At 68.6% G+C, this 12,434-nt stretch carries 15 protein-coding genes; 6 read left to right on the top strand and 9 right to left on the bottom strand.

What is annotated here, in order from left to right; genetic code table 11:
• Positions 1-28: 28 nt before the first annotated feature.
• Positions 29-883: a tetratricopeptide repeat protein gene (locus tag KZX42_RS11305; RefSeq protein WP_248119443.1), complete on the bottom strand. Its 855-nt coding sequence runs from the start codon at positions 881-883 to the stop codon at positions 29-31.
• A gap of 90 nt (positions 884-973) precedes the next feature.
• On the opposite strand from KZX42_RS11305, the gene KZX42_RS11300 reads away from it, so the two are divergent.
• Positions 974-2,368: a leucyl aminopeptidase family protein gene (locus tag KZX42_RS11300; RefSeq protein ID WP_248119442.1), complete on the top strand. Its 1,395-nt coding sequence runs from the start codon at positions 974-976 to the stop codon at positions 2,366-2,368.
• Between the two features lie 110 nt (positions 2,369-2,478).
• Here KZX42_RS11300 and KZX42_RS11295 read toward each other — a convergent pair whose 3' ends face one another.
• Positions 2,479-2,952 (bottom strand): hypothetical protein, encoded by a 474-nt coding sequence (locus tag KZX42_RS11295; RefSeq protein ID WP_248119441.1) that lies wholly within the window; start codon positions 2,950-2,952, stop codon positions 2,479-2,481.
• Positions 2,953-3,131: 179 nt separating this feature from the next.
• Here KZX42_RS11295 and KZX42_RS11290 point away from each other — a divergent pair, with 179 nt between their 5' ends.
• Entirely contained in the window at positions 3,132-3,917 is a 786-nt protein-coding gene (locus KZX42_RS11290; protein WP_248119440.1) for an NlpC/P60 family protein, read from the top strand.
• On the opposite strand, the gene mmcB is transcribed toward KZX42_RS11290, so the two are convergent.
• The 4 genes from mmcB to thpR are packed head-to-tail and all read right to left on the bottom strand — an operon-like array spanning position 3,914 to position 6,099.
• The gene (gene mmcB, locus KZX42_RS11285) at positions 3,914-4,357 is read right to left on the bottom strand and encodes an MmcB family DNA repair protein (protein ID WP_248119439.1); all 444 of its coding nucleotides are present in this window, start codon (positions 4,355-4,357) and stop codon (positions 3,914-3,916) included. The two genes, KZX42_RS11290 and mmcB, sit on opposite strands and share 4 nt — an antisense overlap.
• A 46-nt stretch (positions 4,358-4,403) precedes the next feature.
• Positions 4,404-4,928, bottom strand: coding sequence for a lipocalin family protein (locus KZX42_RS11280; protein WP_248119438.1), 525 nt, complete (start codon positions 4,926-4,928; stop codon positions 4,404-4,406).
• 53 nt (positions 4,929-4,981) lie between these two features.
• On the bottom strand, positions 4,982-5,563 hold the full coding sequence (locus KZX42_RS11275) for a GNAT family N-acetyltransferase (protein ID WP_248119437.1): 582 nt from the start codon (positions 5,561-5,563) through the stop codon (positions 4,982-4,984).
• Positions 5,560-6,099 (bottom strand): RNA 2',3'-cyclic phosphodiesterase, encoded by a 540-nt coding sequence (gene thpR, locus KZX42_RS11270; RefSeq protein WP_248119436.1) that lies wholly within the window; start codon positions 6,097-6,099, stop codon positions 5,560-5,562. Before thpR ends, KZX42_RS11275 begins: the two co-directional genes overlap by 4 nt.
• A 130-nt stretch (positions 6,100-6,229) precedes the next feature.
• On the opposite strand from thpR, the gene KZX42_RS11265 reads away from it, so the two are divergent.
• Positions 6,230-6,979, top strand: a complete 750-nt coding sequence (locus KZX42_RS11265) for a Bax inhibitor-1/YccA family protein (protein WP_248119435.1) — start codon at positions 6,230-6,232, stop codon at positions 6,977-6,979.
• 118 nt (positions 6,980-7,097) lie between these two features.
• On the top strand, positions 7,098-7,901 hold the full coding sequence (locus KZX42_RS11260) for a hypothetical protein (RefSeq protein ID WP_248119434.1): 804 nt from the start codon (positions 7,098-7,100) through the stop codon (positions 7,899-7,901).
• Position 7,902: 1 nt separating this feature from the next.
• Here the strand turns inward: KZX42_RS11260 and KZX42_RS11255 are convergent, their stop codons facing one another.
• Positions 7,903-8,238 carry a DUF2794 domain-containing protein gene (locus tag KZX42_RS11255; RefSeq protein WP_248119433.1) on the bottom strand — a complete coding sequence of 112 codons (336 nt, stop codon included), beginning with the start codon at positions 8,236-8,238 and terminating at the stop codon, positions 7,903-7,905.
• Positions 8,239-8,567: 329 nt separating this feature from the next.
• The gene (locus KZX42_RS11250; protein ID WP_248119432.1) at positions 8,568-9,923 is read right to left on the bottom strand and encodes a trypsin-like peptidase domain-containing protein; all 1,356 of its coding nucleotides are present in this window, start codon (positions 9,921-9,923) and stop codon (positions 8,568-8,570) included.
• A gap of 135 nt (positions 9,924-10,058) precedes the next feature.
• Here KZX42_RS11250 and KZX42_RS11245 point away from each other — a divergent pair, with 135 nt between their 5' ends.
• On the top strand, positions 10,059-10,358 hold the full coding sequence (locus KZX42_RS11245; RefSeq protein ID WP_248119431.1) for a DUF6356 family protein: 300 nt from the start codon (positions 10,059-10,061) through the stop codon (positions 10,356-10,358).
• An 81-nt stretch (positions 10,359-10,439) separates the two neighbouring features.
• Entirely contained in the window at positions 10,440-11,612 is a 1,173-nt protein-coding gene (rlmN, locus tag KZX42_RS11240) for a 23S rRNA (adenine(2503)-C(2))-methyltransferase RlmN (protein WP_248119430.1), read from the top strand.
• A 57-nt stretch (positions 11,613-11,669) separates the two neighbouring features.
• On the opposite strand, the gene KZX42_RS11235 is transcribed toward rlmN, so the two are convergent.
• Positions 11,670-12,407 carry a glycosyltransferase family 2 protein gene (locus KZX42_RS11235; RefSeq protein WP_248119429.1) on the bottom strand — a complete coding sequence of 246 codons (738 nt, stop codon included), beginning with the start codon at positions 12,405-12,407 and terminating at the stop codon, positions 11,670-11,672.
• Positions 12,408-12,434 lie beyond the last annotated feature (27 nt).

The raw sequence follows: 12,434 nt of genomic DNA, 5'->3' as shown, positions 1-12,434 counted from the left end.
TGCGCGGGCGGCCGCCGCAACGGTCGGATCACCCGCCTTGCAGCGAATTCCAAGTCCGGGCCGTGTCGGTCGTCGCAGTCGGGGCGGGGGCCTGAGCCGACGCGGTGGTCGGCGTCGCGCCCGGCGCGGCGCGGGCGCGCAGCCAGCGCAGGTTCTGTTCGGCCTGTTCCGGCGGCAGTTCGCGGCGCAGGATCTGCTCCGCCTCGCCCATCTTGCCCTGCAGACCCAGCGCCAGGGCCAGGTTCTGGCGCACCTTGGCCGAGGCGGTCGGCTGGGCGGCGGCGCGACGCAGCAGGGTCTCGGCGCCCGGCGCATCCCCTTGCGTCAGGGCGGCGGTGGCGGCGTTGGCCAGGACGTCGGGGTTGTTGGGCGACAGGACCAGCGCCTGGTTCCAGGCGGCGCGCGCGTCGTCGAAGCGCCGCACCTGCTCATAGGCCACGCCCAGCAGCGAATAGGCCCGCCAGTCGCGCGGCGCCAGGTCGCGCGCCTTCTCCAGCGGGGCGACGCCGTAAAACGCCTGGCCGCGCGCAATATGGGCGCGACCCAGCTCCAGCAGGGCGTCCAGGTCGGTCGGCTTCATGTTCAGCGTGGCTTGGGCCGCCTCGGCAGCCTGGTCGTAGCGGCCCAGTTCGCGCAGGGCCTGAGCCAGTTTGACGCCCGCGACCGCATTGGTTGGATCGGCCTGCTGCTCCGAAGCCCAGAAGACCGAACGCGACAACGCATCCATCCGATCATAGGTGGCCCGCACCTCGGCCGACGAGGACGCGCGCTGCTGCTGGGCCGCGACCGGCGCGGGATCGGCGGCCATGGCGGGCGCGACGGTCAGGGTCGTCGTCAGACCCGTCAGGGCGACGGTTGCGATCAGGACAGGCATGGGCGACATGGGAAAGGTCCGAACGGTCCTTGGGTCTTTAGCGCGCTCAGGGTCGCCGCTCTGCGTCAACCAATGGTTAACCGCGTTTCGAGGCCGCCCATGTCCGCCCTGCATCCCCTTCTGGTCGCCGCCGCCGCCGCCGACGGCGCGGACGCCGTGCCGATCCGCATCGTATCGGCAGGTCAGGCCCTGGACGGCGCTGCGGGCCGCTGGGCGGCGCTGAACGGGTTCGAGGGCAAGGCGGGACAGCTGCTGGTCGTCGCCGGCGCCGACGGCGCGCCGGCCGAGGTGCTGATGGGCGCGGGCCAAGTGTTCGATCCGATGACGGCGCGGGGCCTGTCGGCGCGCCTGCCGGGCGGCCTGTATCGGCTGGAGATCGAGGCGGCGGACGCGGCCCATCAGGCAACCCTGGCCTTCCTGCTCGGGACCTATGTGTTCGACCGCTACAAGGCGCGGCCGGATCGGGCGCCGGTCAGGCTGGTCGCGCCCGAAGGGCTGGACGCGGCCGAGGCCTCGCGCATCGCCGCCGCCTGCGCCCTGGCGCGCGAGATGGTCGATACCCCCGCCGCCGACATGGGACCGCTGCAGATCGAGACCATCGCGCGTGAGATCGCAGAGAGCGCCGGGGCGAACATCGCGGTGACGAAGGGCGACGCCCTGCTGGACGAAAACTACCCGGCTATCCATGCCGTCGGCCGCGCCGCCGCCCCGCACCGCGCGCCGCGGCTGATCGAGATCGGCTGGAAGCTGGACCGGACCGACCTGCCGCTGGTGGCCCTGGTGGGCAAGGGGGTGGTGTTCGACACCGGCGGGCTGGATCTGAAGCCCGCCGCCGGCATGCGCAACATGAAGAAGGATATGGGCGGGTCAGCCCATGCCCTGGCTCTGGGGCGACTGCTGATGCAGGCGGACCTGCCGGTGCGTCTGGTGGTGATCGTGGCGGCGGTGGAGAATTCGGTGTCCGGCGACGCCTTCCGCCCCGGCGACATCCTGAACAGCCGAAAAGGGCTGACCATCGAAGTCGGCAATACGGACGCCGAGGGCCGGCTGATTCTGGCCGACGCCCTGACGCGGGCGGGCGAGCACGAGCCGGACCTGACGCTGGACTTCGCCACCCTGACCGGCGCGGCGCGGATCGCCCTGGGGCCGGAGCTGCCGCCGCTCTATACTGATGACGAGACGCTGGCCGGTCAGTTGCTGGCGGCGGCGGCCGAGGTGCGCGATCCGCTGTGGCGAATGCCCCTGTGGTCCGGCTATCGCGCGGCGCTGGACGCGGAGATCGCGGACCTCAGGAACGACCCGGCCGGCTGGGCCCAGGCCGGATCGGTCACGGCCGCCCTGTTCCTGCAGAAGTTCGCCCCGGCGACCGGCGCCTGGGCGCACATGGACATCTTCGCCTGGAACCCGCGCGCGCGGCCCGGCTGGCCCGAAGGCGGCGAGGCCCAGGCCTTGCGCGCGTGCTACGCCATGCTGAAGCAGCGCTATCCGGGGTAAGCGCTAGGCTTGATCCACATTCAGCCCCGATACTGTCATTCCGGGTTCTTCGCTTCGCTCCGCCCCGGAATGACGATCTAAGATTTCGACCGACTGAATGTCGATTGGTCCTAGGCGAAGACCAGACCCGGTTCGGCCTCATCCGATCCGGGGCGTGGCGGACGCGAGCGGCGTGGCTTGCGAGGGCGTCGGACTTGGCGAGCGCCCAGACGCTCAATCCTTTGCAGGGTTCTTCTTCGCAGGGCGGTCGCGACATGGGACAGGCCGCGCCAGCCGGCCAAGGCTTTCAGGCTGATGGCCGACATAATCAGGTCGAACAGGACCGTAACGTCGAACATCAACACCCAGCCGATCAGGTCGGGCGCCGCCATCGCCGCCAGCTTCAATCCCTCGGCCTCGAACACAAGGGTCGCGACAACTATCATTACGGCGACCAGCAAAAGGCCGATGATCTGGCCGCGCGCCACCCGCCCCAGCATACGCGCGGGCGCCTGGACCAGGGCGCGACGCAGCGCCTCGCCCGCCGCGCTGCGATCAAAGGCGGTCAGCCCGAACAGGATCGACAACAAGAGAAACACCAGCACGATACGCTCCACCCCCGCATTCGCAATGCTTTCCGACGTGGGCGCTTGCGGCGACGCTTCAAGATGGGCGGGCAGCCGAAGAACGCAGTTCTGTTGATTTCCTTCGAAAAAGCGATGCGCGTTAACGGCCCCTAAGCCATCGGGGGATAAGGCTGTGGGCTCAATCACGCGAGTTCACGTTGACCGACGTCCTCGATCTTGTTCCGCCCGGCGACCGCCTCGCCCGTCCCGACCTCGCCGAACAGGCGTTGGAGGGTCTGGTGCGCGCCGAGGCCTATCGCGCGACCGAGGCGATGCATTGCCGCGTGGCGGTGGCGGACGTGCTGTCGGACGCCGAAGTGCGGATCGATCAGCTGCTGCATGGCGAAATTTTCGACGTTCTGGAACGGTCGAACGGCCGGGCCTGGGGCCGGGCGCGGCGCGATGGCGTGGTCGGTTGGGTGGTGGCCGACAGTCTGTCGGCCGGTGCGCCTCTGGCGACGCATCGGGTGGCGGCCGTGGACGCGGCCCTGCCGCTGAACGCCTTGGTGATCGAGGGGCGCGAGGGGCTGGATGCGGGCGATCTCAGCCCTGTCGGCCTCTTCGAGACCGATCTGGTCGCGGTGGCCGAGCGACTGCTGGGGAGACCGCATGTCCTGGGCGCGCGATCCTCGATCTCCACCGACTGTTCGGGCCTGGTGCAGCAGGCGCTGCTGGCCTGCGGCCTGGCCGGCCCGCGCCGGTCGGACGCCCAGGCGCTGCTCGGACGGGCGATCGCCGCCGGCGACGCCCGGCGCAACGACATCGTCGTCTGGCGGGCGCCTAAAGGCGATCAAGACTGGACCGGTCATTCGGCCTTGATGCTGGACGGCGAGCGGATCATCCACGCCACGGGCGGCAAGGGAGTGGTCATCGAACCACTCGCCGAGGTCGAGGCGCGGCTGATCGCCGAAGGATTCGAAACCGCCCTGTTCCGCCGGCTTTAGTCCCGCATCGTCCGCATGGCGCCCAGCCGGGCGAAGGCCAGGGTCAGGGCCTTGCGGCGCGCCGGCGCCAGCGGCGTGACGCCCGCCGGGCGCACCACCGCCCCGCCGAAGCCGTCGGCGACGATCAGACCCGGTTCGCCCGGCAGGATGGTCTGCGGAAACTCGGGCGCCACGGCGAAGTAGAAGGCGTCGCAGAAGGGGCCGTACTCCTGCCATTTGCGATCGACGCGATAGTCGTCGACGCCGGACTTGACCTCGCAGATCGCGATGTCGCCCTTGCGCCCGATCCCCATAACGTCGGCCCGCCGGCCGTTGGGCAGGCACACCTCCAACAGCGGCGCATAGCCCATGTCCATCAGTAGACGCGCAGCGCCCCGCGTCACCGACAGGGTCGTCTCCGGGCGGCTGAAGACAAGTTCGAGATGGACGGCGGCGGACATGCCGCAAGCTTATGTTCCGCCTACGTTCCCATCGCAAGCGTCGCCTTTACAGACCGGTGTGGACCAGTCGCCCAGTGGGAAAGCCCAGGGCGCGGACGCGGACCAGGATGCGGTCGCGCTCGACCTGGGAAGCGTTCTGATTGCGGTGCCAGATCCACCAGTTCGACTTGTCCGGCAGGCCCATGATGGCCCAGCTGTAGTCCGGCGCATGGTCGTAGACCCAGTAGTTCTGACCCGCCAAGCCGCCGAAACTGAGCAGGCCGGTCAGGCTGAACCGGAACTTAGCGTTGGTCGTGGTGTCGGTGACGCGGGCGTTGGCGCGCAACACCTCCACCCTGCCGTCGGCGAGACGGGTGCAGGCCACTGCGATGGCGTAGCGGTCGGCGGCGCCCAGCGGGGCGAAGTCGATCTGCGCGCGGCTGCAGTCTTTCTGGATGGTGTTGTGATTGCGTTCGATCTCGAACCAGCGGCCGTCGAACCGATCCAGATCGACGCTGGACGCCTGGGCCAAGGTCGTCGCGGGCAGGAAGGCGAGGGCGGCGGAGGCGGCGATCAGGCTGGCGCGGAACACGGGCGATCCTCGTTCGGTATGAAGGGAATACGGATTGCAGCCGTGATCGGTTGTCAGCGCCCCAAAGCCTGTCGGTTGATCGCCCATTCCGCGCGCGTCTGGCCCCACAGGTCCACGACGTCGTCCTGCAGCGGCTCGGGCAGGACGCCGGGGCCGCGATTGCGCGATCCCAACCGCGCGGCGACCGCCGCCGAGGCCGCGTTGTCGGGCGCGACGCAATGGATCACATCCTCCCAGCCCAGCACGTCGAAGGCGTAGTCCAGGGTCGCGGCGGCGGCTTCGACCGCATAACCCTTGCCCGTGGCGTCGCGGTGCAGGCTCCAGCCCACCTCGCGGCCGGGCCAGCCATAGGGGTGCAGCGGGCCGATCCGGCCGATCCATCGGCCGGTCGACTTCTCCAGGATGGAGAACATCGCCTCGCCGGTCAGGGCCCACATGCCGGCGACGGTGCAAATCAGACGCCAGACCTGCGGCGCGGGCTGGACGCCGCCGATGAAGCGGGTGGTTTCGGCGTCGGCCATGAAGTCGGCCCAGCGCGGAAAGTCCTCAATCCCTGGCGGACGCAGGATCAGCCGCTCGGTTTCCAGCGTGGGGCCCAGGATCACATGGGGTGGAACGGCGTAGGCGTCGTTCACAAGGGATACTCCCGTTCCAGTTCGTAATGGCTGGCGCCTTCGGTCAGGACGCTGGAATACAGGCCGAAGCGGTCGATGCGGATCGGCGGCGAATGCAGCAGATTGTGCCCGGCCATCCAGGCGCCGATGCGGTCGGGATTGGTCTGGGGCTTCAGATAGGCCAGGGTGACATGGGGACGATAGTCGCGCGCCTCCATCGCCACGCCCGCGCGCTGGCCCGCCGCCTTGCAGCGCCCGGCTAAGACCGACAGCCGTTCATTGGGCGTCTCCACCCCGGCCCACAGGGTGTGGCTGCGGTGGTCGTCGCCAAAGGCGCCGACGCCTTTCAATGCGATCTCGAAGGGGGCGCCGGCCACGCGCGCCAGTTCCGAGGTCAGGTCGTCGGCGCGCCGTTCGTCCATCTCTCCATAGAACGCCAGGGTCACGTGCAGCGCCTCCAGCGGCCGCCACCGCGCGCCGGGCAGGCCCGACTGGCGGCGCGTCAGCGTGTCGGCGACATCGGGCGGCAGGGTCAGGGCGGCGAACAGACGAACCATGCGACGGAAGGTAGCGGCGGGAACACAAGCCTCCAAGCCTGGTTTTCCTTGCAGTGAAGGCCTCGGCTCACGATATTCGAGGCTTGTGACCGGAGACGCCTCTCCGGCCAATCGGAGAAAGTTCGTCGCCATGAGCGATTTCAACAACGGCTACGCCCGTCCCATGCCGCAAACGGCTGACATGTCGGTCGACGCCGGCCTGCGCAGCTTCATGCTGGGCGTCTATAACAAGCTGGCGCTGGGCCTGGTGGTCGCCGCGGCGCTGGCCTACACGACTGGCAACGTGCCCGCCGTTCAACAACTGCTCTACACCGTCGGCCCCGACGGGCGGATGGGCATGACGATCCTGGGCATGGCGATCCAATTCGCCCCGCTGGTGCTGATCTTCGGCTCGATGTTCTTCATGAAGAATCCGACGGCCGGCGCGACCAATGTGCTGTACTGGCTGGTCGTCGCCACCATGGGCGCTTCGCTGGGCTGGGTCTTCCTGATCTACACCGGCGCCAGCGTGGCCTCGACCTTCCTGGTCACGGCGGCGGCCTTCGGCGGTCTCAGCCTGTACGGCTACACCACCAAGCGCGATCTCTCGCCGATGGGCACCTTCCTGATCATGGGCGTGATCGGCCTGATCATCGCCTCTTTGGTCAACATGTTCTGGCCGAACGGCGTCCTCTACTGGATCATCAGCGCCGCCGGCGTGCTGCTGTTCTCGGGTCTGATCGCCTTCGACACCCAGCGCCTGAAGATGAGCTACTATGCGATCGAAGGCGACCGGAACGCCCTTGGCGTCGCCACCAGCTACGGCGCGCTGAGCCTGTTCATCAACTTCGTGAACCTGTTCCTCTTCCTGCTGCGCTTCATGGGCGGCAACCGGAACTAGGCGTCTTGGAAAGACCGATGCGGAAAGGGCCCCTCGCGGGGCCCTTTTTTTTGGCTTAGGGTTATGCGGCGCGAGGGTTGTGTGCAATTCTCGCGAAAGGATGGGAGGGGGTTGCGGAATGATGCATCGCGCATTCGGCTTGTTGTTCGCCGTGTCGGCCTTTTGCGCCGCGCCGGTTCTGGCGCAGGACCGTCCCGTACCGGTGGAAGCTTTCTCGATCTCAGAAACGGGGCGTCTTGGCACGGCCATATGGCGTCAGGACGTAGCCGCCGCCCGCGCGACGGACGCTCTTCTTGCGGCGTCGGGCGGCCAGCCGCCGCAGGGCGTGATCGGTTGGATCGTGACGCCAGACGGCAGTGGTCAGCGCGTCAGATTCCTGTCGGGCGAACCCGCAGCGCCACAGGCTTTCAAGGACGTGGTGGTCGATTCCCAGCTAAAGGCGGGTCCTGTCATCGACGCCGCAAACCCTGTGCTGTCAGCGGATGACGTCGCGCAGTTCGCGGCGCGTAATACCGCCGCCCAGGCCATCGGTCCGCTGCGCTGCTCGGCGCGCTACAATGCGGTGATGCTGAAGGATCCCGAACGGCCGGGATGGCTGGTGTGGTTGTTGGCGTCGACCACGCAGCCGAATGTCGTTCCGATGGGCGGCCACTACCGATTTCACATCAGCGCGGACGGCCAAACGGTCGAGAAGCGCGAGCAACTGTCCGGCGGCTGCCTCGACATGGATCGCAGTCAGGCTCAGCGGGGCGGGCAGACGGTGGGCCTTGTGACGAGTGTCGTGGTCGCGTCTCAGCCGCTGGAGGTCCACGTCTTCCTGTCGCTGCTTAACCAACTGCCGATCTACACCATGGCGGGTGACAAACTGTGGGAGGTGCAGGGCGCGCGGATCCGCGACGTGACGCCGCCCGCGCGACGTTGACCTAGTCCACTACCTGAAATTTACGTCCATCGAACACCCGCAGCACCTGGGCCAGGTCGCGACCGCGGCGCAGGATCTGGCCGCCTTCGCCGATGACGGCCCACTGGCCCTGGCGGGTCTGGAGGGCGGGGCGTTTCTCGATGCGGTAGGCGGGGGCGTCGCCGGTGCGGCGGAAGACGGCGAACTCGGCGAAGTCCTTGTGGCCGACCATGGCGTAGTCGCGCCATTCGCCCTGGGCGACCATCCGGCCATAGACCCGCAGGATCGGGTCCAGTTCGCGACGGTCGAAGAAGACGGGGCCGGCGGCGGGCGTCGCGTCGAGAGGGGTCATGCTCATGTCCTTCAACTTAGGCCGCGCCGTGGGCGACGCCAGAGCCTGGGAGGCCGCGGTCGGACCGCGCTCTGAAGAAAACCGGTGCAGACACGAAATGGCCCCGTTTCGGTCCTTCGCCCGCCTGTATGGCCGACGAAATATCGATCATCGGCTCGTCGGAGTTCGGAAGCGTCCCGGATCCTGAACAGCCCCCCCAGCCCCCCTGGATGTTTCCAGTTTACGGGCTCCGGCGGCCGATGCTTCCTCCAAGCGAGCGCCCGCCCTGCCTTTCCCCTCCCCCTCCCTGGCAAGGCGGGCGTTTCGCTGTCTGGAGCCCGACGGAACGTCGACCCTTACGGGTTCAGCGTTACGGTCTGGGTCTCTCCCCCTCGCGACACCGTCAAGACTGCAGCGCCGCTTGCGGACTGCAGAGCCGTGGCGACGGCGCGGGCGTCGGCGACCGGGGCGCCGTTTACGGCGGTGATGAGGTCGCCGGCCGTCAGATCGGCCTGAGCTGTCGCAGAGCCGGCCTGGACGCTGACGACCTGGGCCCCGCCGTCCTGATTTCGCAAGGTCGCCCCATAGGCCAGGACCGACCGGGCGCCGATCGTCACCGCCTGGTCGGACGGGGTCTCGACCCTGAGCGAGGTCGTGGCGTCGCGGCCGTCGCGCAGATAGGAGACGCTGAGGTCCGAGCCGGGCGCGGCGATGCCCACGGTGGCGTTGACCGATCCGGCGTTGGCGACCGGCCGGCCCTGCAGGCGGGTGATGACGTCGTTGTGGCGCAGGCCCGCGCGCTCGGCCGGGGAACCGGGGCCCACATCGGCGACGACCGCGCCGCGCACGATGCCCAGATGCAGTTCGCGCGCCCGTTCGGCGTTCAAGGAGCCGAAGATGGCGCCGGTCTGCCCGCGCTTGACCTCGCCGTTCTTCTTCAGCTGGTCGGCGACATACAGCATGATGCGCGTCGGCACGGCGAAGGCGATGCCGTCGTTGCCGCCGCCCAGGCCGCCTGACAGGATCGAGGTGTTGATGCCGATCAACCGGCCCCGGCTGTCCAGCAGCGGTCCGCCCGAATTGCCCGAGTTCACGGCCGCGTCCGTCTGGATATAGTCCTCGACCGCGTCGCCCAGGCCCGAGCGGTTCAGGCCCGAGATGACGCCCATGGTCAGGGTCTGGTCCAGACCCAACGGATAGCCGACCGCGAAGGCCAGGTCGCCGGTGCGCAGGGTGTCGGAATCCACCGTCTGGACCTGTTTCAGGTTCAGCGGACGGCCGTCGGGAGTGATGCGCAGCACGGCGATGTCGGTGGCCTTGTCCGCCCCGACCAGAACCGCGTCGAACAGGCGGCCGTCGGTCAGGTCCACGGTGAACTTTCGACCGCCCTCGACCACATGGTTGTTGGTGATGACCAGCCCCTCGGCCGCATCGACGATGACGCCCGAGCCGGAGGCGTAGGGTTTGGGGTCGGTCGAATCCGAGCTGGGGCCGCGCGACTGGCCCAGCGTGGTGACCTGCACCACCGCCGGAAGCGAGCCCTCCAGCCCCGAGGAGAAGCTGAACACCCCGCGCCGCGCGTCATAGGGCAGGCCGGCGGCGGCCGCGCGCGTGTCGGCCTGAGCCACGGGCCGCGCCAGGACGGGCGTCGCGGCGGCCGCCAGGGCCAGGGCGAGGGCGACGGAGGAGACGGCCTTGGAGCGGATCGGCATGAGCATTCCCTTGATCGAACCCCGACCCTAGACGGAGTTTTCGCCCCTGACGATGGGTTCGTTGGGGGTGGGCGGGACTTGCTTTTGCAGCCGTCCGGCGTGACCATGCGGCCGACGCCGAACCAGGAACCCCCCATGAGCCAGACGACGATGGACCGCAGCCGACCCGCCGCGACCCCGTTCGCCCGGCTGTTCCGCGACCATCCGCGCGAGGTGGGCGAAACCTATTTCGAGCATATGGCCGCCTCCGCCCGCTTCGGTTTCAAACTGATGGGCCTGGCCGGCGCCGCCTTCATCCACGCCGTGGTTCCAGGGGTGCACAAGGCCACCGTCTCGACCGCCATTCGCGGCATGGCGCGCGACATGGGCGGCCGGGCCGAAGAGGCGAAGGAGACCCGGATGCGCGACGCCGGCGTCTGGGACGTGGGCCTCTAGGGCGGCCGAATCCGCCCCGGCCATGCAATCGCCGGGATCCGTGCTATATAGGCCGGCTCAACCTCACGCAGGATCGCCGCCTTGAGCATCACGCTCGATCTTTCGCGCGTCTCTACCGCGCCCGCCGTCAAGGCGCCCGTCAACCTCAGCGGCCTGACGCGCGCGGGCCTGCGCCAGGCCCTGATCGACGCCGGCGTCTGCCCGCCCGAAAAGGCCAAGATGCGGGCCAGCCAGGTCTGGAGCTGGATACACCACTATGGCGTGATCGACTTCGCCGCCATGTCGAACGTCGCCAAGGACATGCAGGCCAAGCTGGCCGAGCATTTCACCCTGGCCCGCCCCGAGGTGGTCGAGCGCCAGGTGTCCAAGGACGGCACGCGCAAATGGCTGATCCGCACCGCTCCGGGCATCGAGATCGAGACGGTCTATATCCCCGACGTGGGCCGCGCCGGCGCCCTGTGCGTGTCCAGCCAGGTGGGCTGCACCCTGAACTGCACCTTCTGCCACACCGGCACCCAGAAGCTGGTTCGCAATCTGACCGCCGCCGAGATCGTGGCCCAGGTTCAGGTGGCGCGCGACGACCTGGGCGAATGGCCGTCGCCCAAGGAAGACCGCCGGCTGTCGAACATCGTCTTCATGGGCATGGGCGAGCCGCTCTACAATCTGGACAACGTTTCCGACGCGATCGACATCATCTCGGACAATGAGGGCATCGCCCTGTCGCGCCGCCGGATCACGGTCTCGACCTCGGGGGTGGTGCCGCAGCTGCAGGCGCTGGGCGACCGCACGGCGGCCATGCTGGCCATCAGCCTGCACGCGACCAACGACCCGTTGCGCGACGTGCTGGTGCCGCTGAACAAGAAATATCCGCTGGAACAGTTGATGGCGGCGATCCGGGCCTATCCGGGCCTGTCCAATGCGCGGCGGGTGACGTTCGAATACGTCATGCTGAAGGGCGTCAACGACAGCCCCGAGGAGGCGCGCGCCCTGTTGAAGCTGATCGAGGGCATCCCGGCCAAGATCAATCTGATCCCGTTCAACCCTTGGCCCGGCGTTGAATACGAATGCTCGGACTGGAAGACCATCGAGCGCTTCGCCGCCATCCTGAACAAGGCCGGCTACGCCAGCCCTATCCGCACCCCCCGCGGCCGCGACATCCTGGCCGCCTGCGGCCAGCTGAAGTCCGAAAGCGAAAAAGTCCGCGCCTCGGCGCTGAGGAAGGCGGAGCAGGCGGCGGGAGCCGAGGCGGCCTGACCGACCGTCTCCTCCCCGATTGCGGGGACGGGGGCCGGAGACGAGACAGACCGGCGTTTAGAACTCCGAGATCGCGCCCGGTCTCCGCGAACGCGTCTTCAACCACATGACGCCCATCAGGTCCGAGACCGACGCGCGCAGCCGGCCCCAGTTGGTGTATTTGGATCGGCCGGTCTCGCGATGGCGGTGGTCCACGTCCAGATACTGGTTCTTGAACCCCTCGCGGATCATCAGCGCCGGCAGGTAGCGGTGGATGTGATCGAAATAGGGCAGGCGCAGGAAGACGTCGCGGCGAAAGGCCTTCAGGCCGCAACCCGTGTCGTCGGCGTCGTCGCCGAGCAGTTTGCGGCGGATGCGGTTGGCCCAGATCGAGGCCTGGCGTTTGGCCTGGGTGTCCTGACGCTTGGCGCGGCGGCCGCCGACCAGGCCGACGTCGGCGGGCGCCGCGATCAGGGCGTCGACCAGGCGTGGGGCGTCGGCGGGCGGGTTCTGACCGTCGCCGTCCATGGTCACCACGACGGGACCGCGCGCCGCCAGGACGCCGGTGCGCACTGCACGGCTCTGGCCCGCATTCGTTCCATGAGACAGGACGCGCAGGGCCGGCAGTTCGGTCATGGCGGCCTTCAATTCGGCCAGGGTCGCGTCCTTGGAGGCGTCGTCCACGAAGATCATTTCATACGAACGCCCGGCGAAGGCGGCGGCGATCTCGCGCGCCAAAGGCACGGCGGCGCCGGCTTCGTCGTGAACGGGCACGACGACGGAGATGTCGGGGGCGGAGGCGGCGCGGTCGATCATTCGTGGCTCCTTAGCGCATCCGCGGGC

The sequence above is a fragment of the Brevundimonas sp. EYE_349 genome, assembly GCF_023147505.1.
Classification (GTDB): domain Bacteria; phylum Pseudomonadota; class Alphaproteobacteria; order Caulobacterales; family Caulobacteraceae; genus Brevundimonas.
This window is presented reverse-complemented; position numbering and strand designations above follow the sequence as displayed.

Excerpts from the sequence above, each read along its gene's own strand:
- KZX42_RS11305 (WP_248119443.1), bottom strand. The coding sequence starts at position 883 with ATGTCGCCCATGCCTGTCCTGATCGCAACCGTCGCCCTGACGGGTCTG.
- KZX42_RS11300 (WP_248119442.1), top strand. The coding sequence starts at position 974 with ATGTCCGCCCTGCATCCCCTTCTGGTCGCCGCCGCCGCCGCCGACGGC.
- mmcB (WP_248119439.1), bottom strand. The coding sequence starts at position 4,357 with ATGTCCGCCGCCGTCCATCTCGAACTTGTCTTCAGCCGCCCGGAGACG.
- thpR (WP_248119436.1), bottom strand. The coding sequence starts at position 6,099 with ATGGTTCGTCTGTTCGCCGCCCTGACCCTGCCGCCCGATGTCGCCGAC.
- KZX42_RS11265 (WP_248119435.1), top strand. The coding sequence starts at position 6,230 with ATGAGCGATTTCAACAACGGCTACGCCCGTCCCATGCCGCAAACGGCT.
- KZX42_RS11260 (WP_248119434.1), top strand. The coding sequence starts at position 7,098 with ATGATGCATCGCGCATTCGGCTTGTTGTTCGCCGTGTCGGCCTTTTGC.
- KZX42_RS11255 (WP_248119433.1), bottom strand. The coding sequence starts at position 8,238 with ATGAGCATGACCCCTCTCGACGCGACGCCCGCCGCCGGCCCCGTCTTC.
- KZX42_RS11250 (WP_248119432.1), bottom strand. The coding sequence starts at position 9,923 with ATGCCGATCCGCTCCAAGGCCGTCTCCTCCGTCGCCCTCGCCCTGGCC.
- KZX42_RS11245 (WP_248119431.1), top strand. The coding sequence starts at position 10,059 with ATGAGCCAGACGACGATGGACCGCAGCCGACCCGCCGCGACCCCGTTC.
- KZX42_RS11235 (WP_248119429.1), bottom strand. The coding sequence starts at position 12,407 with ATGATCGACCGCGCCGCCTCCGCCCCCGACATCTCCGTCGTCGTGCCC.